This window comes from Kribbella deserti, assembly GCF_042434725.1.
Taxonomy (GTDB): domain Bacteria; phylum Actinomycetota; class Actinomycetes; order Propionibacteriales; family Kribbellaceae; genus Kribbella; species Kribbella deserti.
This window is the reverse complement of sequence record NZ_JBHLTC010000024.1, coordinates 1-24,402: the sequence shown is the minus strand read 5'-3', so window position 1 is coordinate 24,402 and position 24,402 is coordinate 1. Positions and strand designations below refer to the sequence as shown.

Sequence of the window (24,402 nt, the reverse complement as noted above, 5' to 3'; positions counted from 1 at the left end):
AGAAACGCGCGGCCGGCTAGTCCTCGGGGGTTTCGTCGTCCGCGGGTTCGACCTCGAAGGTGAGGGTGCGGCCGGAGCGGATGCGCTCGACCGCCGACAGGCAGGCCGGTTCGCTCATGTCGACGCCGATATCGGCCAGGCGCTTCTTCAGCACCAGGGCGGCTTCCTTGGCCGAGCGAGCGCTGGATTCGTTGATCGCGGCGATGGTCGTCGCCTTCAACTGCTCTCCGAGGTCGGGGTTCACGTGGTGGATCTCGTGGGTGATCTTGTACTCGGCCATCGCGTCCTCGGCTTTCGGCTGGTGCTCCTGCGTTTAGATTAGCCGCCAGTACCCCGATCCGTCGGCCCTTCCCACCAAACCGGTTTCAGGACTGCAGGACGCGCTGCACGAATGTGCCGAGCCGATCGTTCAGCCGGCGGGCCCGTTCCTCGGGCGGAGCGGTTTCGCCTTGCGGGAGTTCGAGTTCGCGCAAGCCACGCAGATACAGCGAACAAGCCAGATCCGCGCAGATGTAGGTGCCGACGGTGTTGCCGAGTTTGCCGCGGCGCCGGCCCGTCGCGCGACGAACAACGAGATGTCGGTGACGGGATGCGCCGAATAGCACAGATCGCACAATCCGGACCCGCGCCGGGGACGACCCGTTGCCGCCGTACTGACCGCGATGCCGAGCGGACCGGACTCGGTGGGTACGACGAGATAGCCGCGCGCGGGTGCCTTGGCATCACGCCAGCCGAGGTAGTCCAGGCTGGGCCAGGGCAGTTCGTCGAAGTCGCGTGGAAGGGTCATCGCCTTCACCTGGCTGCGGGACGAGTTGACGAAACTGCGCCGGATCTCGTCGGCGGTGAGTGACTGCATCGGACCTTTCCCCGTTTCCTGTGACGGTTGACCATTTCAGCCGCCGGGGTGGTCCGCAACCGAATTCAGCAGCTCTCGGCGAACCCGGTCTGCCAGGTGAGTTCCGGATCGAGCGTGCGCAGATCCACCCCGAAGTCGACCGAGGCCTTCATGCGCAGCAACGTCGACACCCAGAAGGCCGCGGCCTCCATGCGCTCGGCTTCCTTGAGACCGGTGCACGTCATCGTGAGGATCGTGCCCGGAGTGCCTTCGGTGCTGGCGAGAGAGAACGTCACCACCCAGCCGAAGTACTCGACCGAGTACAGCTCGTTCTTCACGTCATCGAGGATGCGGCCGGTGCATTCGGTTTGATCCGACTGCACGAACTGGATCACGCCGTCGGTCTGGTTGGCCGAGAGGGCCCAGAACCGGGACCGCCCGAGCGGCGTACTCACCGCTCGGTAGACCTCACTGGGAGCCGAGCGGAAGTGCACCTTCCAGCTGACGGTGTCGGCGGTGGGCTGGAATCCAGGGCCGGACAAGGGTGACACGGGTCCTCCCGCGGGCTCGATGACGCGTCGTGCGGCCCGGTTGGCGGACCGCCGGGCGGCAGCCTATCGACAGCTCAGTGACGTGGCAGGTTCACGGTGCGTTGTTTCCGGTTCCGGAAACCGACAGCGCGGAGAACAGAGGATCCTGTTCTCCGCGCTGCGAGTTGGCCCGGTGTCGCGAGGTGTGCCCACTGAGGACGGCGCCACCGGGTCGTTCAGGGGTTGGTCGTTCGGAACCTCAGCAGTCCTGCGCGCGTGTGCGGCTGACGCTGGCACGCCACCACTTGCCCTTGACCTGCCGCATTTCCACGTTGTCGAGGAAGCGGCTCGGCGCGCCGGGCTTCAGCGCGCTCTTGCCCTTCGCGTCGAGCGCCTTGACCTTGCTGGTGTCGTAGCAGGCCTGCAGGGTGAGCGCGGTGTCGCTGATCGACATCTTCTTCACCCAGATGATCCGGGTGGTGCCCTCGGTGTGCACCTTCTGGGTGCGGTAGTACTTGGCCAGCTCGGTGGTCTCCTTGAGCAGGCTCCCGACCGCGACGGTGTTCAGCTTGCTGGTGTCCTTGCCGCCGGTGGCCGACATCGCGTCGACGACCGTGCGGAACTTGCGATAGGCCACCACCGACGGGTCGGAGTCGTCCTCGCCGACGTTCTGCTGGGTTTCGTCGGCGTTGGCATCACCCTCGCCATCGCCGGAGGTGCGCTGCTCCGAGCCGTCCCGCGAGGTGTCGCCGTCCGAGCGTTCGCCGGAGCCGGTCGTGTCCTTGCCGTCGCTCTGGCCGGACTTGCTACTGGAGCCCTGGTCCTGCGAACCGCTCGCGGCGTCCGAGGAGCCGCCGCAGCCCGTGAGGGCGAGAACCGAGATCAGCGTGGCGGTGATCGCCAGCTTTCGAATGCGCATGTGGGTTTCCGAACCTCCTGTCGGGCGCGGCCCTGCCGCCACGCCACCGGCACAGACCGTGTAACTGCCCCACACGGACCGTTGTCACTGTGACCTGAGTCACAGCCGGAGATCGGAAGGTTTCAGTCCCGCAGGTTCTGCCGGAGAAAGGCGACGGTGCGCTGCATCGAGAGTGGCCAAAGCCGGTCGAACGCGTGCTGCTCGCCCGGGTAGACGTGCAACGCCGACCGCTTGCCGGCCCGGGTCAACGCCGCGTGCGCTGCTCGCGACCAGGCGATCGGGCAGGTGTCGTCGGAGTCGCCGTGGTGGATCAACACCGGCTCGGTGACCCGATCGAAGAAGTTCACCGGCGACATGTTCCGCCAGAACTCGGGCCGGGCTTCGGGGCTGCCGTGGGCCTTGATGACGGCCGAGGTGATCGCCGCGTTGCCCCGGTCGTTCCGAATGAAGTGGTTGAAGTTCTGCGCCGCGTCCGAACTGGTCGACGCGAACACCACGGCCGCGTCGATCAAGCCTGGTTGGGCCGCCAGTACGGAGTACGTGATGCCGCCGCCCATCGAACGCCCGAGCATGCCGATCCGGTTCGGGGCTACCTTGGGAGCGGCCTTGACCGCGTGCACCGCGTTCACCACGTCCTCGACGTACCCGATGCGCAGGTTCAGGTCGGCGCGCGGGTCGTCGGACGAGCCCGCGTGGTTTCGATAGTCGGTGTGCAACACGATGAAACCGCGCCTGGCCAGATAGTCCTGTTCCCGTGCCAACCCGCGGCCGGTGGTGTAGATGGCCGGGTCGATATAGCCATGGTTCAGTACGACGGCCGGGTACGGGCCGGCGCCGTTCGGCACGTTGAGAACGCCGGAGATGGTCAACCGCCCACTGAGATAGGTGATCGCGTATCGGGTGTAGGCCGCGTTCCGGTCGAGCACCCGTCCCAGTCGCAGCCCTCGGCCGTCGTACTTCTTCTGGATCAACGCCTGCATCGAGACGGGATTCACCGGGCTTGCTGTCGGTGACGCGCTTGGGGCCGGCGTTGTCTGTGCCGGGCTGGGCATGCTGCTGGGGCTCGGGCTGGGACTAGCTGTCCCGGTGGGCGACGGGCTCGGCGAGGTGTCCGGGTCGCCCGAACAGCCCGCGGCCGCGCCGAGACCGATGAGGGCCAACGAGCAGCAGAACCGGCGTCGGGTCGTCATTTCCCCATCGTGCCCGCCCTCGGCGCAAACTGAGCGAAAGCCAGCGATGAACCCGACTGACCGTACGGTCAGACGCATGCGCATTTTGCTCCGCAGGCTCGCCAGAGGCCTGCTCGACGCCGTATTGCTCGTACCGTCCGCGGTCATCGCGACCGCCAAGGCCTTGACGCGGCCGGACCGCCGCCTGCGGGCCGCCGTGTACGGACCCGCGAGCTTGATACTCGGTGTGCTCGGGTGGTTCCTGCTGCTGGTGCTGGCCCTGGTTGTTGTGCGCGGCATCTGCTACGGCTTCGTCGAACCAGGACCGTATGGGCCTGGCACCTGGGGCGGTCCGACCCGCGCCGGAGCCTGGGCGGTGCACGCGGCCGTGGCGGTGCCGATCGGCCTGCTCGTCGTACCGCTGATCTGGGCGCTCGGGCGACTGAACACCCGCGTGATCCAGCACCTGTACGGCGAACCGGTCGCGCGCTGGGTGCCACCGGTCGTGGCGGTGGTGTGCGCGGCGGGCGTGTTCCTGATCGTTACCTGGATCGCCCAGATCTGACCTGGTTCGAAGCCCGGCGGTCTTGCCGGTTGTCACTCTCGGTGAGATCGTCATGCCAGGGATGTGCCGGCAGTGGGGTGCCGGTACGAGGGGGTGGCCTGTCATGAAGGTCCAATCGGTCGACGTCTTCAAGGCGATCGAGCTGGTCGGCAAGACCGTTGAGCTGGTACTGGCGATCGTGCTGGCGCCGGTGCGGCGGCTCTTCCGGTACGTGTGGGAGCGCTGGTTGACGAAGTTGTTCAGCCGGATCGCGGATCGGATCTCGCCGTCCAGCACGCCTGCCCAGGCGGCCGAGCCACCCGAGCCGCCCGCGCCACCGGTGGAGCCGTCAGTCTCGCCGGAGGCCGACTTGGCGCCCATCCAGCCGGGAGGCTGGTCGTGGCGGCTGGCGATCGGTTACCTGGTAATGGTTATCGCGTGGGCATTGCTGAGCATCATGCGCCGGGTCGATTCGGCCTTGCAGCAGATGCACGTCGACGGCCAGGTGAGCGGTAGCGCCCTGAGCTTCAAGGTCTCCTTCGGTGATCTGCCCGGAACGTTGAACCTCGATGCCGTGACAGCGGCGGTGACGGCTATCCGGTCCGGCTGGACCGCCTACGCCGGCAACGTCGCCGACCACACCACGCTGCGCGATCCGGCCGCGATCGCCGCCACGGTGGTACGGCTCGACATGTTCTTCATCGTGCTGTACGCCCTGGCGGTCGGGGCGGCGCTCGTCGTGCTCTATCGCACGAACGCGGCGCCGATCCCGGCCGGTCTGACCCAGCCGGAGCGGGGACGCGAGCGCGAACAACAGGACCGCCGAAGCCGGATGATCGCATCCGGGGGAGTGGCGTTGCTGCTGCTGATCGTGGTGGACGTGATCGAGAACGTAGCGCTCTACCGGGCGTATGCCGGTTCCGGATCGGTGCTGGCCATCGGTGCGGTGGCGATCGGCCCGCTGATGTCGCTGCTGAAGGTCGTGCTGGCCGTCGCGATGATCGGCCCGCCGTTGCTGGTCACCGCGATTCTGTTGCTAAAGGCAACCGCTCTGCGGCGTGCGATCGCCTCGGCGCGCGGCGTACTACTGGTGGTCGCTGCCGTGGTTCTGCTGGTCAGTACCGGTATCGGTGCCGCGCAGCTCGATGACGTCGTACGGGCCTGGGACGGCCTGCGTGGACTGTGGGCGTTCCTGGCCTGCTTCGTGCTGGCGGGCACGGTGACCGGTGCGACCCGTCGCCTGACCGCCGACGACGCGATCGAACGGCCGGCCCCGGACAGTGGTGCCTCGGCCCAGCCGTTTGTGCTCGGCCTCGGGTTGATCCTGGTGGCGCTGGGCGCGCTGCTGAACTGGATCGGCCTTGGCTGGGGTCTTTGCGTGGCAGGCGGCCTGCTGATCGCCATCTGGGTGCTGGGCCTCGCGTTCGACGGACTGCCCGCACCGCCCAGCCAGGGCGCCGGCTTCCGCAGCCAGATCGCCGTCGGCCGGATTCGCCGTACCGTCGATCCCGGACCCGAGCCGGCCGTGCACGACCCGGCGGTCGCGGCGTGGGGTGATCGGCTCGCCCGGCTGGCCGGTGCCACCGTCTGCGGGCTGATCGTCGGCCTGATCGCCCGGGCGACCGCGCTGGACGCCTATATCCGGGACAATCCGGACCTTTCGTTGCTGATGGCCCCTATTCTGACGGCCGCCGCGATCTGTGTGCTCGGCGCCTTCCTGGCGGTCTACCGAACCCAGCGGGTCCGGCCGGGCCTCTGGACCAGCCTGTGGGGGATCTGCACGTTCATCGCGTTTGTAGCCGGGCTGTTCCTCCTGCACGAGTACGTCGGCATCCACATGGCCGAGAAGGCTGGAACGGTCGCGATCCTGCTTGGCGGGTTCAGCCTCGTAATCGGGGTTATCGGTCTACTGGCCACTCAAACCCGCAAGAGCTCGGTCAGTCGGTATGCGCTCGCCCCGGCACTTCGGGCAGCTAGGTTCAAGCGTTTCCCCGTTGCCGCGTTCTTCCTGGCTTGGATCCTGCTGGTGTCGGCGCTCGACCCGGGCGGCTACCACGACATTCGCCGGATGCCAGCTCAGCAGACCATGGCCACGCCTACTTTGTCTGATGCCTGGCAGGGGTTCCTCAACTCGCACAAGTCGTCCGGCGCGGCCCAGCCGGTAGTGATGGTTGGCGCACAGGGTGGCGGGATTCGCGCGGCCGTGTGGACTGCCCTGGTCATGGAGTGCTTGTTCGGGCCAGGCCCGGTCGCGGACGCTGCAGACGTATGCGCCCATCAGGCTGGCGCGGACGACCAAAGGCTTGCTGAACAGGCCAAGGCGCCGCTGCCGGTCTTCCTGGCCAGTGGCGCGTCAGGCGGTAGCGTCGGCCTTGCTGCGTGGACGGCCCGCCGCGCCGATCTGATTCAAGACGGTGCCGCGAGTACGGCGCCACGTCAGGTCGAGGACGCGCTTCGCAGGGACTTCGTGGCGCCGGACATCGCCCGCATGCTGGCGGCCGACCTCCCGCACGCGCTGCTCGCCTGGGACTGGCCCGACCGCGCCGAGATGCTCGAGCGCAGCTGGGAACAGGCCTGGCGGCGCGGCCCCGACGACCCGTCACCGCCGTCCAATCGCGGTATGGCCCGAGGGCTGCGTGACCTGTGGACCAGCACGCACGGCACCGGCCAGTGGGGAACACCGGTCCTGGCGCTGAACGGCGCGAGCGTCGAGGACGCCTGCCGGTTCGTCGTGAGCGCGGTCGACTTCGCCCTGCCTGCCGGTGAGGTGGCCGCCTACCAACCGGCCGTGGCACCGCCCGGGTCCAGCCTCGACCAACCGGACGACGCCGCCTGCCGCGGTCCGGTACGACGCGAGGTCCGCGCCTCGGCCGATGGCGTGAACCGTGGCGCCGCACGCGACGAACCCGGCGGCTATCTCGACGTACTGCCGTCCAGCAACGAGTTGGTCGACTACCTCTGCCCGACCGAGGACGTGCCGTTGTCGACCGCCTCCCACCTGTCGGCCCGATTCCCGCTGGTGTCGCCGAGCGGCCGGATCGCACGTCACCGGTGTGACTCCGACGACGGGTTGGTGCCCGCGCCGGCCGTGTCGTACGTCGCGGATGGTGGGCTCTTCGACAATTCCGGTGCCGGCACCGTGACCGACGCGTGGCGGGCGTTGCAGCCGATCGTCGCCGCCTCGGAGAAAAGCACGGGCTCCTGCCTGGTACCGATCTTCGTGCAGATCGACAACTCGCCGCCCGCCAGCACGAAGTCGTCCCAGGCCGACGCCCGACCGCTCGAACTGACCGCTCCGGTCAAGGCAACTCTCGGCCAGGTGAACAGCCGCGAGGCCTACGCCCGATCCAGCGCCGCGGCGGCCTTCACCCGGCCGTTGTCCGCCGGCGGCAAGTCCATCGCGACGGCCTCGGGAACACCGGCATCGTTGTGGTTCCGCATCACGCTCGCCGGTCAGCCGGGTCCGGAGCCACCACTAGGCTGGACGCTGGCCGACGCCACGGTGAACGAGATGCGCTCCCAGCTCACCTCCGATACCAACCGCCAGGCCATCACCGAGCTCCGCGACCTCCTGACCGCGAACGCCATCACCTGCAAGTAGGTACCTCCTTTGGCCACCTCAACCGAACGAGCCGCCCCGGAGCCCGAGCCCACCGCGCTGGAGCGCTTGCGGGCGTGGTGCCTGCGCCCGCCTTACGTCGGGCACCGCGGCTGGCTCGGCGTCTACCTGGACACCCCGGCACCGACTGGCCGACGATCGCCGACCTGATCGAAGACGCCTACCGCCAAGTCGCCCCCAAAAACCTGCTCCGCCAACTCGACGAGACCTGAGCGAGCCGCCGGGCCGGGCCTGCGCCTGGGGGTGGATAGGGTGGCGGCCGTGAGCGAGCCAGAGATCGTGAAGCAGGGCGAATCAGCCGAACCAGCCGACGAAGTCAAAGCCGGGCGGTTGCGGATTGGGCGGCGGACGGCGATCGCGCTGGCGTTCGGGTCGTCCGCGGCGGTGCTGGTGCTGGAGCTGATCTCGCTTCGGCTGGTCGCGCCGTACCTGGGGCTGACGCTGGAGACCAATACCGCGATCATCGGTGTCGCGCTGGCGGCGATCGCGACCGGTGCCGCGATGGGTGGCCGGCTGGCCGACGTGGTGCCACCGACACGTTCGCTCGGGCCGACGATCCTGATCTCCGGCGCGCTGATCATGCTGATCCTGCCGGTGGTTCGCTGGACCGGCGAGGCCGTCCGCGGTGGATCGAGTAACGCGGTCTTCCTAGCGGTCGCGATCGCCATGTTCGTGCCCGCGTCCTTGCTCGCCGCGGTCACTCCGATGGTCACCAAGCTCCAACTCGGCACGTTGGCCGAGACCGGCACGGTGGTCGGCCGCCTGTCCGCGTACGCCACGGTCGGCGCCATCGCCGGCACGATCCTGACCGGCTTCGTCTTCGTCGCCCAGGTCCCAACCAGCACGATCGTCCTGTGGCTCGGCGGCTTCCTAGTGGTCGCCGGGCTCGCCCTGACGCTCGTCCTGCGTGGAGTCCGTGCAGCCGCCGGACCGCTTGCCATCGCCGTAGTCGGTACCGGCCTGACAGTGCTCGCCCCGAAGCCCTGCGAGGTCGAAACGGCGTACCACTGCGCCCGAGTCGTCGAGGACCCCGCACGCGCCAGCGGCCGCACGTTGTACCTGGACCGCCTCCGCCATTCGTACGTCGACCTGAACGACCCGACGTATCTGGAGTTCGAGTACGCGAAGGACATCGTGGCGGCGGTTGACGCCCGCTGGGCCGCGTCGGAGCCGGTGAAGGCGCTGCACGTCGGTGGGGGAGGCCTGACCCTTCCGAGGTACTTCCAGGCGACTAGGCCTGGTACGCACAACAAGGTCTTCGAGATCGATCCAGGTGTCATCCAGATCGACAAGGACCAGCTCGGCGCCAAGACCGGGCCGGATCTCGAGGTGATCGTCCGGGACGGCCGTCTCGGTGTGCGGGACGAGCCCACCGACAGCCGCGACGTCGTCATCGGGGACGCCTTCGGTGGTGTCGCCGTACCGTGGCACCTCACCACCCGCGAGACCGTCGCGGACATCCGCCGGGTGCTCGACGCCGACGGGATCTACGCCGTGAACGTGATCGACTTCGGGCCGCTGGCGTTCGCCCGGGCCGAGGTGCGCACGATCGCGGCGGAATTCCCGCACACGGCGGTGGTCGCCCGCAAGGAGAAGGTCGCGGGCGAGACCGGCGGCAACCTGGTGGTGCTCGGCTCGGACCGCCCGTTCGACGCCGCGGCGATCCTGGCCGCGATCGGTCCCGAGCGCGCGCCGTTGTACGAGGTGGTGTCCGAGCCCGACGAGCTGAAGGCTTTCATCCGCGACGCCCCGCTGCTCACCGACGACTTCGCGCCGGTCGACCAGCTGCTGACGCCGTACCCGAGCTGATAAACGCGGCGTGATCTGGTTGCATGGTCGCCATGCACCCACGCGCCGGAATGCCCGCCCAGCCGACCGACCTGATCGACGTCGACGCCCTGCTCGCGGCGTACGACGAAATCGTGCCCGACCCGGCCGATCCGGCCCAGCAGGTCGTGTTCGGTACGTCGGGCCATCGTGGTTCGGCGTTGGACGGTGCCTTCAACGAGACGCACATCCTCGCGATCACCCAGGCCGTCTGCGAGTACCGCAAGAGCCAGGGCACCACCGGCCCGCTGCTGGTCGGCCGGGACAGCCACGGCCTGTCCGAACCGGCCTGGCGTACGGTGCTGGAGGTGCTCGTCGCGAACGGCGTCGACGTGCTCGTGGACAGCGCCGACCGGCTCACGCCCACTCCGGCCGTCTCGCACGCGATCCTGCGGCTGAACCGGGACAACCCGGGCTCGGCCGACGGCATCGTCATCACGCCGTCGCACAACCCGCCGCGTGATGGCGGTATCAAGTACAACCCGCCGCACGGTGGCCCGGCCGGTTCCGAGGCGACCACCTGGATCGCGAACCGGTCGAACGAGCTGATCGCGGCCCGCCTCGACGGCGTACGGCGCGTCCCGTTCGAGCAGGCCCGCGCGGCCGCCGGGGCGTACGACTTCCTCGGGCATTACGTGGACGACCTGCCGTCGGTGCTGAACCTGGACGCCATCCGCGCGGCCGGGCTGCGGATCGGTGCGGATCCACTTGGTGGCGCGAGCGTGGACTACTGGGCCGCCATCGCGGAACGGCACCGCCTCGACCTGACCGTGGTGAACCCGCACATCGATCCGGCGTGGGGCTTCATGACGCTGGACCACGACGGCAAGATCCGGATGGACTGCTCGTCGCCGTTCGCGATGGCGACGCTGGTCGCGCAGCGCGACGAGTACGACTTGTCGACCGGTAACGACGCCGACGCGGACCGGCACGGCATCGTCACCCCAGACGCGGGCCTGATGAACCCGAACCACTACCTGGCCGTCGCCATCTCGTACCTGTTCAGCCATCGCGAGTGGGGTGCCGACGTCGCGGTCGGTAAGACCCTGGTGTCGTCCTCGCTGATCGACCGGGTGGTGGCCGGCCTCGGCAAGCGGCTGTGGGAGGTCCCGGTCGGCTTCAAGTGGTTCGTGCCCGGCCTGCTCGACGGCAGTGTCGGCTTCGGTGGCGAGGAGTCGGCCGGCGCCAGCTTCCTGCGGTTCGACGGATCCGTCTGGACCACCGACAAGGACGGCATTCTGCTCGCGCTGCTGGCTGCCGAGATCACCGCGGTCACCGGCGCGACACCATCCGTTGCCCACGGCAAGCTTGTGGACAAGTACGGCGCCTCGGCCTACTCCCGGGTGGACGCGCCCGCGACGCGCGAGCAGAAGGCCAAGCTGTCCGCCTTGTCCGCCGACGCCGTCACCGCGACCGAGTTGGCCGGCGAACCGATCACCGCCCGCCTGACCAGCGCCCCCGGTAACGACGCCAAGGTCGGCGGCCTGAAGGTGACCACGGAGTCGGCCTGGTTTGCCGCTCGCCCTTCCGGGACCGAAGACCTGTACAAGATCTACGGCGAGTCCTTCCGGGGCGAGGAGCACCTGGAGCAGGTCTTCGCCGAAGCCCGCGAGGTCGTCTCCGCCGCGCTGGACGCCTGAATGGCTATCTGACGTAGGTGGTCAGGAGGTGGTCCAGATCCACCTCGGGGTCGGTGGTGAGACCGCCATGGATCGGCCCCGGGTGGACCACCGTGCTGCGCGGCGCGGCGAGCCAGCGGAACCGTTCGCCGATGCTGGTCTCGGCGGCCGGACCGCCGCTGGCATCACCCGCGCAGATGGCCCGGATGTGCTCCAGCGACGCACAGACGGCCTCAACGTCCACGGCCGGATCGAGCGCGCGAAGTCGATCGGGATCAACGTGCCAGGCGGCACCGAGGAAGTCGCCTGCCCGGCAGTACAGCAATGCCCCGACGTTGATGAACTCGCCACGGTGAACGCGCGGCGCGGCCCGCAGAATGACGTAGTCGAACGGCGCGTAGCTCATCGCGCACCTCCCGGCAGCCAGGCCGAGCGATCCGCGACGCGTGCGAGCAGGTGGCCGACGTACCGCTCGCGATCGCCCTCCAGTAGCCACTCGTCCGGGACCAGGCCGACCACCTCGGTCACCAGCGCCGGGGTGATCGCCGCGGCCAGATCCGCGTCGACGCCCGCGACACCCGTGACCGCGTCGCGGAAGACGTGATCGCCGGCGTTGTACGGCGTGGCGGTGAACTTCTCCGCCGAGGCCCACGCGTGGTGGAAGTAGAGCGCGGCGCCGTGATCGATCAGCCAGAGGTTCTTGTGCCAGACCAGCAGGTTGGTGTTGCGCCAGGAGCGGTCCACGTTCGCGACGAAGGCGTCGAGCCAGAGGATCCGGGCTTGCTCCTGCTCGGTCGGCGTACCGCTGGAACCGTCGTACCCCAGGGAACCGGGGAGGAAGTCCACGGCGAGGTTGAGTCCGCCGCTGCGCACCAGCAGGTCCTGGATTTCGTGATCGGGCTCGGACCGGCCGATCACCGGGTCGAGTTCCATCAGTTTGAGCTCCGGGACACGCAGCCCGAGCCGCCGGAACAGCTCGCCCACGATCACCTCCGCCACCAGCGCCTTGGGGCCTTGACCGGCGCCGTGGAACTTCAGCACATAGGTGCCCAGGTCGTTGCCTTCGACAACACCAGGCAGTGATCCACCCTCACGCAGTGGCAGCAGGTAACGCGTTGCGACGATCCTCGGCAAACTCACCCGCTGAGCCTAATGCGTGGCCCGGTTTCTGCGCGGGTACGGGGGAGGCGTGAGTGTGAATCCGTCCGTAGGTGTGGAAGAAGAGCTGCTACTGGTCGATCCCGAATCGGGTGCGCCGGTGCCGAAGAGTGCTGCCGTGATCGCGACGGCGTCCGAGGAGGTCGATGCCGAACTGGAGCTGACCAGATCGCAGGTTGAGCTCAACTCGCCGGTCTGCCAGAACAGCGGGGAGATTCGAGAGCACCTCTCACAGATGAGAGCAGCGCTCTCGCGAGCCGCCGAACAGAACGGCGCCCGCCTGCTGGCCGTGGGCGCGCCACCGGCCGGGCCGTTCGAGTTGCGGGTCACGGCGAAGAGCCGGTACCGCGAGATCGCCCGGAAGTACGGGCAACTGGCCCGCGAGCAGGGCGTGTGCGGATGCCACGTGCATGTCGACGTGCCGGATCGCGAGACGGCCATCCGGGTCAGCAACTACCTGCGCCCCTGGCTGCCGACCCTGCTCGCGCTGACCGCGAATTCGGCGGTGTACGGCGACGGCGACACCGGATTCGCGAGCTGGCGCTGGATCATGTGGTCGCGCTGGCCTTGCTCCGGCCCGCCGCCGTACTTCGAATCGGCCGAGCACTACGACGCGCTGGTGGCCACCATGATCGACATGGGCGTCATTCTCGACGAGCGCATGGTCTATTGGGATATCCGCCCGTCGAGCCACCTGCCGACGATCGAGGTGCGGGTCTCCGACGTACCCGCCACGGTCGAGGAATCGGTCATGTACGCGACGATCGTGCGGGCCTTGGTGATGACCGCCATCGCCGCCGATACCCCGGTGGTGATCGAGACCGAGGTGCTCAAGGCCGCGTACGTGGTCGCCGCCCGCGAGGGCCTCGAAGGCCCGCTGGTCGACGTGCACAACGCCGCCCAGATCACCGCCGAGCAGGCCCTCGACAATCTGCTCACGCACGTCCGCCCGGCCCTGGAACAACTCGGCGAGTGGACGTACGTGAACGAGATGGTCAAGTCCGTGCTGCAGAACGGCAACGGTGCCGCCAGGCAACGAAAGGCCTACCAGCAACGCCAGAATATTCACGACGTCCTGGCTCAGTCAGCCACCGCGACTACTCGCGCAGGAACAGCTCCAAGCCATGGAGGTCGTCGGTGTTGAGGTGGTCGACACCGGCGGCAACCAGCTCCGACCACAGCGCCGACCGAGCCGCGCCCGGCACATCCGGAGTGGCCCAGAAGCGGACGCGGTAGCCGGCGGCGTGCGCCTTGGCGACGATGTCGCGGAGCTTGGCGCGTTCGGCCGCCGGGAACTCGCCGATGCCCTGCCAGGTGAAGTGCTTGGTCCAGTTGTCGCTCACCAACGGCATCAACGACGCGGGCATACCCGAGCCGAGATCGCCCAGGCGGCCGTCGTACCCGGCGTAGCGCAGCTTCTGCGCCTTCAGCACGTCCAGCGGGCGGCTGCCGCTGATCACCGGCGTGACCGCACCGGTGAAGCTTCGGCCGCCCGCGAAGATCGTCAGCATGCCGCGGTACTTGCGCAGCGCCTTGTCGATCGCGGCGTACGTCGACGGTCCATCGCTCTTGATGTCGATCAGCAGCTGGAAGTCGTCGTTGCCGCGGGCATACACCTTGCCGTGGTTGGCGCGCACCCGCTGGGACAACGGCGCCAGGTAGAGGCTCTCCAGGGTCCGGCCCGGTACGACGTCCTCGAGGTCGTGCGCGACGAGGAGTTCGCCGTCAACCAGCCACACGTCCGCCTCGACACTGCTGAACCCGCGGTCGAGCGCGTCCTGCAACGGGCGACGGTGCTCGTAGTCGTTGTGCGCGTGGGCCTGACCGAGTGGCCGGACCGCGGGCGCGTCGTACGTGCGGGGCAGGGCGAAACCGGCCTCGCGCGCTACCGTGCGCAACCGATCCGGGTAATCCGTGATGATCCCGTCGACGCCTTTGCCGATCAGCGAGCGCATCGTGGCCGGGTCGTTGATCGTCCACGGCACCACCTTCATACCGGCGCGGTGCGCGTCGTTCACCATGGTGGTGGTGACGTACGGCCGGTAGTCCGGGTCGGTGATCTTGCCGTTCTGCGGGAATCCGTGCACCGGCGAGATCGCGTTCGCGCCGAAGGACTTCGTGGCCTTGACCAGGTCACCACCGAAGTCGTCGATGTCCAGCCCACCGAGCCACGGCGACTTGCCCGGCTGGCCCGTCTGCAGGAAGTCGTAGTTGGTCAGCGCGATGATGGGCAGCTCCGGCGCGACCTGGCGGATCCGCATCAACGCGCCCCAGTCGAAGCTCTGGATCGTCACCTGGCGCGACATGTGCGCCTTGCGGATCTCACGCGTCACCACCTGTACGAACTGCTCGCGCGGTGCCGTTTCGCTGGGCGCGCCGGCTTCGACCTTGGTCTCGATGTTCAGCTTCACGCCGTACGCGCGGTAGGCCTTGACCAGGTCGAACACCTCGGACAGCAACGGCATCCGCGCGCCCGGGTCCGGCGTCTGGCCCGGGTAGTTCGGCTGCGTCAGCGTGCCGCAATCCAGCTGGCGGACCTGGTTCAGCGTGAGGGTGTTGACGTACTTGCCGGCGTACGGATACTCCGGATCGCCCGGCACGTACGGCCCGGTGTCGCGGCACTTGTGCGCCCCGACGCGGCGGTCGTGCGTGACCACGGCCTGACCGTCCTCGGTGATCTGGATGTCCAGCTCGAGCGTGCTCACGCCCTCCTGCAGCCCGCGCGAGAACGACGCGATCGTGCTCTCGACCGTGAGGCCGAGACCACCGCGATGAGCCTGCAGATCCAGCTCGCGCGGCCGGGTGGCCTCCGCGGCAGTGGCTGGTACGGCGCCGAGCAACGCCGTGACAAGAACGAGTGGAGCGAACACACGCATGGCGGATTTCCCTTCAAAACTGGTGTCGCCCCGACAGTTGCTGACGGGGGCCACAGGCAAGTAACCAGAAGGTGAAGGCCAGGAGGTGAAGATTAGTGGCGTCGGACCGGGAAGCGCCTCACGGCGCGTGGCCGCTCGTAGCGGCTATATGTGGGACCCGGGGCTACCGCGGCCCGACGCCTCAGTCAGTGTAACGAATGAACCAGAGATCACCAGAGCTGATTGGCGCGTTCGGCCCGCGCGGCGGTCTGCAACTGGTCCGCCATCTCCACCAGCCGGGAGGCCGAGCGGATCTGCTCGTGCCCCTCGTCGGCCAGGTGGACCCGGCCGGTCGCGACGATCCGCGCGAACGCCGCCGCGCGGTCCAATGTGGTCGCGAAGTCACCCGTCGCCACGCCACGCAGTACGGCGTCGACCATGTCCCGGACCTCGGTCGGCCCGGGCGGATCCGCGACACCCGCGACGGCTGCGTGCACCTCGGCGTGTTCGCGGCCGGCGGCGTACTCCCCGGCGACGCGGCTCGGGTCCGAATGCACCCAGGAACGCAGCAGGTACAGGCGCCACAGTGTGCCCGGCAGCGAATCCGCGTGTGCGTCGGACCACAGATCGGCCAGTGCGTCGAGGCCGTAGTCGTCGGCCAGTTTCACCACTCGCGCGACCACCTGCTCGTCGTCGGTGGACCGTGCTCCGCGCACCAGCAGTTCGGCCGTCCGGTGCGCCATTTCGGCCACGGTGGCCGGGTCGTGCGCGCCGGGCAGCGACTCGAACAGCTTGGCGCCGGGCAGGATGGGCCGGCGAGGTGTCGGTACGGTCACGCGCCCATCTTCCCTGACCGCGCCAATGCCCGCAGCCCCACCCAAGCGCGTCGCGCCGTTCGGCCCGGTCGATCAGTACAGTCGGAATATGCCTGGAGCCCGGAGTCGATTGGTCAAGAACGCGGTCAAGTACGGCGTGCGCTATGGGCCGATGGCCTTCGAAGCGGTCAAGCACGGTCGCGAACCGGCCCAGCAGGCGATCCAGGCCGCCCTGGCCAAACGCACCGCCCGGCGCAAGGCGCTGGAACACGCCGCCACGGTCCGGGAGGGATCACTGCTCAAGGTGATTCACGAAGGCCAGATCATCTACTTCGTGTTCAGCGGCGACGCGATCGTCACGACGTACCCCTCGGTGCCGCAGGCGACGTACCCGGAGCTGCTGCGGCATGCCGATCTCGACCGCCGGGAGAACGCCGCCGAACTGGCCGCTCAGCAGCGCAAACTCGCCGATCGCCTGCCCAAGGTGCCCCGGCTGCCCGGTCGCCGGACCAAGAAGTGACCCGGACGTAACACGCCCGACCCGGCTGGGTCACACCTCCCGGACAGGCTGGACCTGTCATCAAAAGGGAGGGTGCTGACCCATGTTGTGGAAGATCCGGACCGAGCTGGCCGACCGCCCAGGCGCGCTGGCCGAGCTCGCCGCGCGTTGCGGCGCCGAAAACATCAACATTCTCAGCCTGGAGGTCTTTCCCTCCGAAGGCGGCGCGATCGACGAACTGGTCGTGTCCACCTCGGCCGGCTGGACCGCCGAGCAGCTGACCGCGCTGGTCGCTGCGGCCGGTTGCACCCGGACGACGGTGCGGCCGTGCCAGGCGGAGCTGCTTTCGGACGCGCCGACGCGATACCTGCGGTCGGTGCTGCGCCTGCTCGACGACCCGTGCACCGTGGACGAGGAACTCGAACGCCTGCAAGGCCTCGACGAGTACACCCCGGCCGAGTGGGCCCGGGCCGACGTACTGGTCGAGATCGCGGGACGTCTTGCCGCGAAGTACGAGACGGTGGTCGAAGGACCCCGGCCCGGCAGCGGCGTACCCGTCGTACGCCCGGCGACCAGCGCGGACGCGGAGGCCGTCATCGCGATGCACGACCGCTGCTCGTTCGAGAGCCGGACCAGGCGGTACCACGTCCCGATGCCGAGGCTCACCTTGCGGACGGCCCGCCATCTGTCGGCGCCCGCGGGCGGGGTCTCGCTTGTTGCCGAGGTGAACGGTGCCGTGATCGGTCTGGCGACGGCCGCTCCGTGGGAGGAACTCGGGTCCGAGGGCACCAGCGTGATGGAGATCGCCGTACTGGTCGAGGACGGCTGGCAGCGCCAGGGCCTCGGCTCCCAGCTGCTGGCCGGCGTGATCCGCGCGGCGCGGGCGCTCGGGGCGGATCGGGCCGTGTGCATGGTGCAACCGGAGAACCTGGCGATGATCCGAACCCTCGAGCGGCTCCGGATGCGCACGATGGTCGTGCACAGTGGCGGCAACCTCACCGTGACGGTCGCACTGTCCGATCAGAGCCTGTCGCATTCTGTGGATCGCCCGTCGGTGGCCTATCGTCAGGGACGTGCCGTCACTACCCCTGCCCACCCGTCATCCGGGCGGCCTGCTGGTCCATATGCCGAGCAGCACACGCTCGCCGGTGCTGGAGCTGTTCCGCCGACTGCTGATCGCGCTTGGTCTGCTGACCATGATGGTGCTGATCGTGGCGGTCGACCGTGACGGCTATACGGACAGCCAGGACGGCACGGTCGGACTGATCGACAGCATCTACTACGCGACCGTCACGCTCACCACCACCGGGTACGGTGACATCACCCCGGTGACGCCGACGGCCCGGCTGGTGAACGCGTTCGCGGTCACACCACTTCGGATCGCCTTCCTGGTGGTGCTGGTCGGTACGACCCTGGAAGTTCTGGCAAACGAGGGTCGGCGGATCATGCGCGACTCGCGATGGAGGAAGCGCATGAAGGATCACACCCTGGTCATCGGTTACGGGACCAAGGGCCGTGCCGCGGTACAGACTCTGCTCAGCAACGGGGTCAAGCTCAGCGACGTGGTGGTGATCGACCCGCGCGCCCAGGCCATCGCCGACGCCGGTAACGACCAGATCGCCTCCTTCCACGGCGACGCGACCAACCGGGCCGTACTGCGCCGCGCCGAAGTGACGACGGCCCGTGAGGTCATCGTGACCACCGACCGTGACGATTCGGCCGTACTGGTCACCCTGGCGGTTCGTCAGCTCAACCAGAGCGCCCACATCGTTGTCGCCGTGCGTGAAGAGGACAACGTGCCGCTGGTTCGCCAGAGCGGCGCGAACGCGGTCGTCACCTCGTCCGAGGCCGTCGGCCGCCTGCTCGGCCTGTCCGCCGTCAGCCCGAACCTGGGCGAGGTGATGGAGGACCTGCTCACCTACGGCGAGGGCCTCGAGGTGGCGGAGCGTCCGGTGCTGGGTCGCGAGGTCGGCAAGGCGCCATCGTCGGTTCCGGACCGCGTGGTCTCGGTAGTCCGCGACGGCAAGGTCCACCGGTACTACGACTCGTCCGTTTCGGTCCTGGCCGCCGGCGACAAGCTGATCGTGGTCCGCCCGGCCAAGGAAACCCCCTGGGCCGAACGCCCCGGCGCCGACGACTCCGACGACTAGCCTCACCAACCTGGTCCCGGCGGGCTAGGGTTGGAGTGTGAAGTTCCGGCAGCGCGGGATGCGATCGGGTCTGCTCAAGGCCCTGATCACCGTCTGCCTGCTCGCCGGCGTCTTCGCCATGCATGGGCTGACCAGCAATCACAACGTTGCTATGCCCGTGCCTTTGTCCGCGGCGCCCGTCAGCCCTGATGTGACGGTTGTTGCCCACGACCACCATGCAGCCGTTGTTGCTGATGGCCACCATGTGGCGGCTGTTGCTGTTGCTGATGGCAAGCGTGGGGTGGAGGTTGTGCCGGCCGGGCATGAACATGTGATGGGCGACGTCTGTTTGGCGATGCTCACCCTGCTGGCCCTCGCGATCGTCGCGTTGCTCGCCTGGCGAAGTCTGCGCGTCTTTCACCCGGCGCAAATGGTGCCCGTGGCAACCCGCCGGATCGCACCGGGCCCCGCGCCGCCCTGGTTACAACCCTCCTTGTCGAAGCTCTGCGTTCTGCGGACCTAGGCCGAGCCCGGCCCCGAGCCTGGCGATCGGCTTCTTTGGCGCGCCGTCGCGCCGTACCTCCGCACAGCTTTCGACGACAAGGACTTCCTCATGCGACGTACCTGGAACATTGCTGCCCTGATCACGCTCACCGCCCTGGCTCTCGCGGGCTGCGGTGGCTCCGATAGCGGCACGGGCCAGCATCACTCAACGCCCTCGGCAACCACGCCTACCGCCTCAGTTGCCGCCCACAACGCGGCGGACGTGAAGTTCGCGACCGACATGATCCCGCACCACCAGCAGGCCATCGAGATGGCCGAGCTGGCCAACGGCAAGGCCACGGCGGCGGCGGTGAAGGAACTGGCCGCCGCCATCAAGGCCGCGCAGGATCCCGAAATCCGGCAGCTGTCCGGCTGGCTGACCGCGTGGGGTGAGCCGGTGCCGACCCCGGGTGGTCATGACGGTCACGACATGTCCGGTTCGATGCCCGGCATGATGACCGCCCAGGAGATGGCCGACCTCGGTAAGGCCAGTGGTGCGGCGTTCGACCGGATGTGGCTGCAGCTGATGATCAAGCACCACCGTGGCGCGGTCGTGATGGCCAAGACCGAGCAAACCAGCGGCCAGGACGCGGCCGCGATCGCCTTGGCCAAGAAGATCGAGGCCGATCAGAACCGGGAGATCGCCGCCATGCAGCGCCTACTTTCCGGAACTGCGAGCAGCTAGCGGGCATACCCCACGGGGGTATAATGTTGTCGCGTACGACGCCCACGGCGGGAGGCCGCGGCGTCGTACGCAACTCCTGGATGCTGAGAGGAACGATCATGGTGAAGGCCACAACGCACCAGCAAAGCCACGCGGCCCACGAGCCGCACGGCGAACATGGGTCTCACGGTGGACACCAAGACCACAGTGGCCACGGTGGACACGACAAGCACGCTGGGCACGATCCGGAGATGTTCCGCCGGAAGTTCTGGCTGAGCCTGGTGCTCACGCTGCCGATCGTCGTGACCAGCCACATGGTGATGGAGTGGTTCGGCTACTCGCTGGACTTCCCGGGCATGAGCTGGATCGGCCCGGTGCTCGGCACGTTCGTGTTCCTGTACGGCGGATGGCCGTTCCTGGTCGGCGGTGTTCGCGAGGCCCGGGACCGCGCGCCGGGCATGATGCTGCTGATCTCGATGGCGATCACCGTCGCGTACGTCGCTTCGCTGGCGACGAGCCTCGGTTGGTTCGACCTGGATTTCTGGTGGGAACTGGCGGCCCTGGTCACGATCATGCTGCTGGGCCACTGGCAGGAAATGAAGGCCATTGGTCAGGCGCAAGGCGCGCTCGCCGCCCTGGCCGCGCTGCTGCCGGATGACGCCGAACGGGTCACCGACGATGGCGTCGAAACCGTTTCGATCACCGACCTGCGCGTGGGTGACGTCGTACTGGTGAGGTCCGGCGCGCGGGTTCCGGCCGACGGTGAGATCGTCGACGGTGCCGCCGAGCTGGACGAGTCGATGATCACCGGCGAATCCCGGCCGGTTTCGAAGAGCACGGGCGACAAGGTCGTCGCGGGTACGGTCGCGACCGACTCCGCGATCCGGATCCGCATCGCCGCGGTCGGCGAGGACACCGCGCTGGCCGGTATCCAGCGATTGGTTGCCGAGGCGCAGCAGTCGAGTGGACGCGCCCAGGTGCTGGCCGATCGGTTCGCCGCGATGCTGTTCTACATCGCGACCGCCGCCGCGCTGATCACCTTCATCGCCTGGTGGGCGTTCGGAAACCTGAACGAGTCCGTCGTACGAACCGTGACCGTCCTGGTGATCGCCTGCCCGCACGCGCTCGGCCTGGCCATCCCGCTGGTGATCGCGCTGTCCACGGCCGTCGCGGCCAAGGCGGGCATCCTGGTGAAGGACCGGCTGGCGCTGGAGCGGATGCGCACGGTTAACGCGGTCCTGTTCGACAAGACCGGCACCCTGACCAAAGGCGAGCACGTAGTGACCGGTGTGGCCGGTGACGGTATCAACGAGTCCGAGGTCCTGCGCATCGCCGGCGCGGTCGAGGCCGACAGCGAGCACCCGTTGGCTAGGGCGATTGTGACCGCTTCAGACGAGCGTGACGGTCGGGCGAGGGCGAGCGAGTTCAAGTCCCTGACGGGGCGAGGCGTCCAGGCAGTCGTTGAACGCAGCACGTACGCCGTCGGCGGCCCCGCCCTGCTGCGGGAGTTGGACGCGACTGTCCCAGGTGGACTGCGCGACCGCGCCGAGGAGTGGTCCGCCCGCGGTGCCGCGGTGCTGTACCTGCTACGTGTTGAAGGCGCTCAGGCCGTCGCCACCGGGGTGATCGCCCTGGAGGACGAGGTACGGCCAGAAGCGCGCGAGGCCGTCGAACAGCTCCGCGCGGCTGGTGTCGAGAAGATCGTCATGATCACGGGTGACGCCGAACCGGTCGCGCGCGCGGTCGCAGCCGACCTGGGCTTCCGCGAAGGCGTAGACGAGGTGTTCGCGGAAGTACTGCCTGCCGACAAGGACAAGGCGGTCAGCGAACTGCAGGCTCGTGGGCTGATCGTGGCGATGGTGGGGGATGGGGTGAACGACGCCCCTGCCCTGGCCCGCGCCGACGTCGGTATCGCGATCGGCGCCGGCACGGACGTGGCGATCGAATCGGCTGGAGTCGTACTGGCCTCGTCCGACCCGCGCGGAGTGACCGGCGTGATCCGGTTGTCCAAGGCGTCCTACCGCAAGATGATCCAGAACCTGGCGTGGGCCGCCGGCTACAACGTGGTCGCGATCCCCTTGGCGGCGGGCGTTCTGGCCTGGGCCGGTCTGACCCTCAGTCCGGCGGTCGGCGCGGCCCTGATGTCGGTCTCGACGATCGTGGTGGCGCTCAACGCCCAGCTCCTGCGCCGGGTGAACCTCACACCGCGAACGGTACGGCCGTCGGAATGACGGCCGAGCGGGACGGATGGCTCCACTGGCCGTCGCGCTCCAGGCGGGGCAGCACGTTCTCGCCGAACCAGTAGGCTTCCTCGAGATGGGGGTAGCCCGAAAGGATGAACTCGGAGATGCCCAGATCGGCGTACTCCTTGATCCTGAGGGCTACCTCATCGTGCGATCCCACCAGCGCCGTACCGGCCCCGCCGCGCGCGAGACCCACCCCGGCCCAGAGGTTCGGCGAGATCTCGAGGCCGTCGGTGGAACCACCGTGCAGCGCGAGCATCCGCTTCTGCCCCTCGGATTCGCTGCGGTGCAACCCGGCCTGGACCTTCGCGATGGTCTCGGTCGGTAGCGCCTCGATCAGCCGACGCGCTTCGCGCCAGGCGTCGTCCGAGGTATCCCGGCTGATCACGTGCAGGCGGATCCCGAACCGAACGGTCCGGCCTTGCTCCGCGGCGAGCCGGCGGATCCAGGCGAGCTTGTCCGCAACGGCCGAAGGCGGTTCGCCCCACGTGAGATAGACGTCGCTGCGTGCGGCGGCAACGGGCCCGGCGGCCGCCGACGAACCACCGAAGTAGATCGGGGGAGTCGGGTCCGGCACGGAGACCAGCCGTGCCTGCGCCACCCTCAGGTGCTTGCCGTTGAAGTCGAACGGATCGCCGTGTTGCCAAAGGCGGCGCACGATCGCGAGGAATTCGCCGGTGCGCTCGTACCGCTCGTCCTTGCTGAGGAAGTCCCCGAACGCCTTCTGCTCGGCGGGTTCGCCACCCGTGACCACGTTCAGCAGTAGGCGTCCGCCCGACTGGTTCTGGAAGGTCGCGGCCATCTGCGCAGCCAACGTCGGCGCGATCAGCCCGGGCCGGAACGCGACCAGGAACTTCAGCCGATCGGTTGTGTCGAGCAACGTTGCCGTCGACAACCAAGCGTCCTCGCACCACAACCCGGTGGGCGTCAGCGCACCTTCGAACCCGAGGTCCTCGGCAGCCGAAGCGATCTGCCGCAGATACCGGATGCTCGCACGCCGATCGCGATGTACGACGTCCGCGCCGTGCCCGCCGCCGACGATATTGCGTGAGTCGCCGGAGGTCGGCAGGAACCAGTGGAAGGTGAGGGTCATCGGACAGCTCCATCCAGAACAGGGGATCGCGGGGTGGATTCAAGGTCACGGCCAAGGGTTTCCGGCAAGGCCCGGGCCGACAGGAGACTGACGATCGCGACAGCCACGTTGTACGCCGCCAGCCACCAAAGGTCTCCGCCGCGGAGCGCGACCAGCCACGCCGCGATCAACGGAGTGAGCCCGGACGCGACGATGCCGGACAACTGGTACAACGCGCCGAGCGCGGTATAACGCACGCGAGTATCGAACGACTCCGCCCAGAAGGCCGCGAGTGGTCCGTAGACGGTGCCGTCGAGTACGCCGACACCGATGACCAGGGCAACAAAAATGGTGACCGACGTTCCGCGCCGAACCAGCGCCGCGGCTGGGAAGGCGAAGAGCAGAGCGAGCCAGGTCCCTAAGCGATACACGGGTTCCCGGCCGATCCGAGCCGAGAGGCCTCCGGCGAGTGAATCCCTCGATATACCGCGTACCCATGCCGAGCAGTAGCGTCTTCGGCTGGTCGCGAAGCAGATCCGCCAGCCCCAGGCGAGAAACGCGGCCTGCGGCAACAGGCTCGCGAGCGAGAAGGCGGTCGAGGGAGGAAGAGCCCGGCCGGTACGCCGATATGGGCGAAGCTGCCGAAGAACCCGCGCCGGTTCGCCGGAGCATACTCGACGGCGAGCAGGACCGTGCCGCCGTACTCCCCGCCGACGCCGATGCCCTGGACGATGCGCAGAATCACCAGCAGGACCGGCGCCCACACGCCGATCGCGTCGTAGCTCGGCAACAGGCCGATCGCGGTTGTGCCAACGCCCATGATGACGAGGGTGTAGATCAGCATCCTCTTGCGGCCGAGCCGATCACCGAAGTGGCCGAACAGCAGCCCACCGATCGGCCGGGCCAGGAACCCGACGGCGAACGTGGCAAACGACGCGAACTGCGCGGCCGGTCCGTCCAGGTCGGAGAAGTAGAGCTTGTTGAAGACCAGGCCGGCGGCGGTGCCGTAGAAGAAGTCGTACCACTCGATGGTCGCGCCGACACACGCCGCGACGGCGATCTTGCGCGGCGGCGGTGGCGCTTTGACGCTGCTCATCAAACTCCTCTTGGGCGGGTGATGTCGCATGGGTTACTAAGTCGATGAGGTTAGTAGAGAAAAATCGGCGGATAGGTCGTGTCCCACCATTCGGGCAGGCTTCGCGGGGTTGTCGGCGGTTGGCTCGATTTGCCTTGTGGATAACGAGGTTCGGGGTCAGCTGTCGGATATAATCGAGAGTATGTTCGATCCGATTGCTGATGAGCTCGACGTGGACCAGACGCTGGACCGCGGCGCGGCAGCGCGTGCCGCCGAGAACGCTGCTC

General features: G+C 68.3%; 22 protein-coding genes and 1 pseudogene. 11 read left to right on the top strand and 12 right to left on the bottom strand.

Annotation, left to right across the window (positions count from 1 at the left end; translation table 11 throughout):
• Positions 1-16: 16 nt before the first annotated feature.
• The 5 genes and pseudogenes from ACFFGN_RS19935 to ACFFGN_RS19915 form a co-directional block, all read right to left on the bottom strand.
• Positions 17-280: a hypothetical protein gene (locus ACFFGN_RS19935; RefSeq protein ID WP_380049725.1), complete on the bottom strand. Its 264-nt coding sequence runs from the start codon at positions 278-280 to the stop codon at positions 17-19.
• Between the two features lie 85 nt (positions 281-365).
• Positions 366-787: pseudogene (locus ACFFGN_RS19930) on the bottom strand (FBP domain-containing protein).
• 134 nt (positions 788-921) lie between these two features.
• Positions 922-1,386: an SRPBCC family protein gene (locus ACFFGN_RS19925; RefSeq protein WP_380049723.1), complete on the bottom strand. Its 465-nt coding sequence runs from the start codon at positions 1,384-1,386 to the stop codon at positions 922-924.
• A 238-nt stretch (positions 1,387-1,624) separates the two neighbouring features.
• The gene (locus ACFFGN_RS19920; protein WP_380049721.1) at positions 1,625-2,284 is read right to left on the bottom strand and encodes a hypothetical protein; all 660 of its coding nucleotides are present in this window, start codon (positions 2,282-2,284) and stop codon (positions 1,625-1,627) included.
• 122 nt (positions 2,285-2,406) lie between these two features.
• Positions 2,407-3,474 (bottom strand): alpha/beta hydrolase family protein, encoded by a 1,068-nt coding sequence (locus ACFFGN_RS19915; RefSeq protein WP_380049719.1) that lies wholly within the window; start codon positions 3,472-3,474, stop codon positions 2,407-2,409.
• Positions 3,475-3,550: 76 nt separating this feature from the next.
• Between ACFFGN_RS19915 and ACFFGN_RS19910 the strand changes: the two genes are divergently transcribed.
• From ACFFGN_RS19910 to pgm, 4 genes are all read left to right on the top strand, one after another.
• Complete coding sequence (locus ACFFGN_RS19910; RefSeq protein ID WP_380049717.1) at positions 3,551-4,018, top strand: hypothetical protein; 468 nt, start codon at positions 3,551-3,553, stop codon at positions 4,016-4,018.
• A 103-nt stretch (positions 4,019-4,121) separates the two neighbouring features.
• Entirely contained in the window at positions 4,122-7,598 is a 3,477-nt protein-coding gene (locus ACFFGN_RS19905) for a hypothetical protein (RefSeq protein WP_380049715.1), read from the top strand.
• A 279-nt stretch (positions 7,599-7,877) separates the two neighbouring features.
• On the top strand, positions 7,878-9,425 hold the full coding sequence (locus ACFFGN_RS19900; protein ID WP_380049713.1) for a fused MFS/spermidine synthase: 1,548 nt from the start codon (positions 7,878-7,880) through the stop codon (positions 9,423-9,425).
• 32 nt (positions 9,426-9,457) lie between these two features.
• On the top strand, positions 9,458-11,083 hold the full coding sequence (pgm, locus tag ACFFGN_RS19895) for a phosphoglucomutase (alpha-D-glucose-1,6-bisphosphate-dependent) (RefSeq protein ID WP_380049711.1): 1,626 nt from the start codon (positions 9,458-9,460) through the stop codon (positions 11,081-11,083).
• A 4-nt stretch (positions 11,084-11,087) separates the two neighbouring features.
• Here pgm and ACFFGN_RS19890 read toward each other — a convergent pair whose 3' ends face one another.
• Entirely contained in the window at positions 11,088-11,468 is a 381-nt protein-coding gene (locus ACFFGN_RS19890; protein ID WP_380049709.1) for a DUF3037 domain-containing protein, read from the bottom strand.
• Positions 11,465-12,202, bottom strand: coding sequence for a HipA family kinase (locus ACFFGN_RS19885; RefSeq protein ID WP_380049707.1), 738 nt, complete (start codon positions 12,200-12,202; stop codon positions 11,465-11,467). Before ACFFGN_RS19885 ends, ACFFGN_RS19890 begins: the two co-directional genes overlap by 4 nt.
• A 55-nt stretch (positions 12,203-12,257) precedes the next feature.
• On the opposite strand from ACFFGN_RS19885, the gene ACFFGN_RS19880 reads away from it, so the two are divergent.
• On the top strand, positions 12,258-13,364 hold the full coding sequence (locus ACFFGN_RS19880; protein ID WP_380049705.1) for a carboxylate-amine ligase: 1,107 nt from the start codon (positions 12,258-12,260) through the stop codon (positions 13,362-13,364).
• On the opposite strand, the gene ACFFGN_RS19875 is transcribed toward ACFFGN_RS19880, so the two are convergent.
• Together ACFFGN_RS19875 and ACFFGN_RS19870 are read right to left on the bottom strand one after the other, a co-directional pair.
• Complete coding sequence (locus ACFFGN_RS19875) at positions 13,318-15,096, bottom strand: glycerophosphodiester phosphodiesterase family protein (RefSeq protein WP_380049703.1); 1,779 nt, start codon at positions 15,094-15,096, stop codon at positions 13,318-13,320. The two genes, ACFFGN_RS19880 and ACFFGN_RS19875, sit on opposite strands and share 47 nt — an antisense overlap.
• 209 nt (positions 15,097-15,305) lie before the next feature.
• Positions 15,306-15,911 (bottom strand): hypothetical protein, encoded by a 606-nt coding sequence (locus tag ACFFGN_RS19870; protein WP_380049701.1) that lies wholly within the window; start codon positions 15,909-15,911, stop codon positions 15,306-15,308.
• Positions 15,912-15,999: 88 nt separating this feature from the next.
• On the opposite strand from ACFFGN_RS19870, the gene ACFFGN_RS19865 reads away from it, so the two are divergent.
• From ACFFGN_RS19865 to ACFFGN_RS19840, 6 genes are all read left to right on the top strand, one after another.
• Positions 16,000-16,410 (top strand): hypothetical protein, encoded by a 411-nt coding sequence (locus ACFFGN_RS19865; protein ID WP_380049699.1) that lies wholly within the window; start codon positions 16,000-16,002, stop codon positions 16,408-16,410.
• Positions 16,411-16,492: 82 nt separating this feature from the next.
• Positions 16,493-17,617, top strand: coding sequence for a GNAT family N-acetyltransferase (locus ACFFGN_RS19860; RefSeq protein ID WP_380049697.1), 1,125 nt, complete (start codon positions 16,493-16,495; stop codon positions 17,615-17,617).
• The gene (locus tag ACFFGN_RS19855) at positions 17,514-18,539 is read left to right on the top strand and encodes a potassium channel family protein (protein WP_380049695.1); all 1,026 of its coding nucleotides are present in this window, start codon (positions 17,514-17,516) and stop codon (positions 18,537-18,539) included. The genes ACFFGN_RS19860 and ACFFGN_RS19855 overlap by 104 nt, the downstream gene beginning before the upstream one ends.
• Before the next feature lie 37 nt (positions 18,540-18,576).
• Positions 18,577-19,041: a DUF6153 family protein gene (locus ACFFGN_RS19850; protein ID WP_380049693.1), complete on the top strand. Its 465-nt coding sequence runs from the start codon at positions 18,577-18,579 to the stop codon at positions 19,039-19,041.
• Between the two features lie 90 nt (positions 19,042-19,131).
• Positions 19,132-19,746: a DUF305 domain-containing protein gene (locus tag ACFFGN_RS19845; RefSeq protein WP_380049691.1), complete on the top strand. Its 615-nt coding sequence runs from the start codon at positions 19,132-19,134 to the stop codon at positions 19,744-19,746.
• Positions 19,747-19,844: 98 nt separating this feature from the next.
• Complete coding sequence (locus ACFFGN_RS19840; protein ID WP_380049689.1) at positions 19,845-21,956, top strand: heavy metal translocating P-type ATPase; 2,112 nt, start codon at positions 19,845-19,847, stop codon at positions 21,954-21,956.
• Here ACFFGN_RS19840 and ACFFGN_RS19835 read toward each other — a convergent pair.
• The 3 genes from ACFFGN_RS19835 to ACFFGN_RS19825 are packed head-to-tail and all read right to left on the bottom strand — an operon-like array spanning position 21,925 to position 24,136.
• The gene (locus ACFFGN_RS19835; protein ID WP_380049687.1) at positions 21,925-23,061 is read right to left on the bottom strand and encodes an LLM class flavin-dependent oxidoreductase; all 1,137 of its coding nucleotides are present in this window, start codon (positions 23,059-23,061) and stop codon (positions 21,925-21,927) included. The two genes, ACFFGN_RS19840 and ACFFGN_RS19835, sit on opposite strands and share 32 nt — an antisense overlap.
• Positions 23,058-23,471, bottom strand: coding sequence for an MFS transporter (locus tag ACFFGN_RS19830; RefSeq protein WP_380049685.1), 414 nt, complete (start codon positions 23,469-23,471; stop codon positions 23,058-23,060). Before ACFFGN_RS19830 ends, ACFFGN_RS19835 begins: the two co-directional genes overlap by 4 nt.
• Positions 23,459-24,136, bottom strand: coding sequence for an MFS transporter (locus ACFFGN_RS19825; protein ID WP_380049683.1), 678 nt, complete (start codon positions 24,134-24,136; stop codon positions 23,459-23,461). The genes ACFFGN_RS19830 and ACFFGN_RS19825 overlap by 13 nt, the downstream gene beginning before the upstream one ends.
• Positions 24,137-24,402: the final 266 nt, after the last annotated feature.

Coding starts and splice junctions, on each gene's coding strand:
- ACFFGN_RS19825 (WP_380049683.1), bottom strand. CDS start 24,136: ATGAGCAGCGTCAAAGCGCCACCGCCGCCGCGCAAGATCGCCGTCGCG.
- ACFFGN_RS19845 (WP_380049691.1), top strand. CDS start 19,132: ATGCGACGTACCTGGAACATTGCTGCCCTGATCACGCTCACCGCCCTG.
- ACFFGN_RS19890 (WP_380049709.1), bottom strand. CDS start 11,468: ATGAGCTACGCGCCGTTCGACTACGTCATTCTGCGGGCCGCGCCGCGC.
- ACFFGN_RS19835 (WP_380049687.1), bottom strand. CDS start 23,061: ATGACCCTCACCTTCCACTGGTTCCTGCCGACCTCCGGCGACTCACGC.
- ACFFGN_RS19910 (WP_380049717.1), top strand. CDS start 3,551: ATGCGCATTTTGCTCCGCAGGCTCGCCAGAGGCCTGCTCGACGCCGTA.
- ACFFGN_RS19840 (WP_380049689.1), top strand. CDS start 19,845: ATGGTGAAGGCCACAACGCACCAGCAAAGCCACGCGGCCCACGAGCCG.
- pgm (WP_380049711.1), top strand. CDS start 9,458: ATGCACCCACGCGCCGGAATGCCCGCCCAGCCGACCGACCTGATCGAC.
- ACFFGN_RS19860 (WP_380049697.1), top strand. CDS start 16,493: ATGTTGTGGAAGATCCGGACCGAGCTGGCCGACCGCCCAGGCGCGCTG.
- ACFFGN_RS19920 (WP_380049721.1), bottom strand. CDS start 2,284: ATGCGCATTCGAAAGCTGGCGATCACCGCCACGCTGATCTCGGTTCTC.
- ACFFGN_RS19855 (WP_380049695.1), top strand. CDS start 17,514: ATGCCGAGCAGCACACGCTCGCCGGTGCTGGAGCTGTTCCGCCGACTG.
- ACFFGN_RS19865 (WP_380049699.1), top strand. CDS start 16,000: ATGCCTGGAGCCCGGAGTCGATTGGTCAAGAACGCGGTCAAGTACGGC.
- ACFFGN_RS19915 (WP_380049719.1), bottom strand. CDS start 3,474: ATGACGACCCGACGCCGGTTCTGCTGCTCGTTGGCCCTCATCGGTCTC.
- ACFFGN_RS19935 (WP_380049725.1), bottom strand. CDS start 280: ATGGCCGAGTACAAGATCACCCACGAGATCCACCACGTGAACCCCGAC.
- ACFFGN_RS19905 (WP_380049715.1), top strand. CDS start 4,122: ATGAAGGTCCAATCGGTCGACGTCTTCAAGGCGATCGAGCTGGTCGGC.
- ACFFGN_RS19875 (WP_380049703.1), bottom strand. CDS start 15,096: ATGCGTGTGTTCGCTCCACTCGTTCTTGTCACGGCGTTGCTCGGCGCC.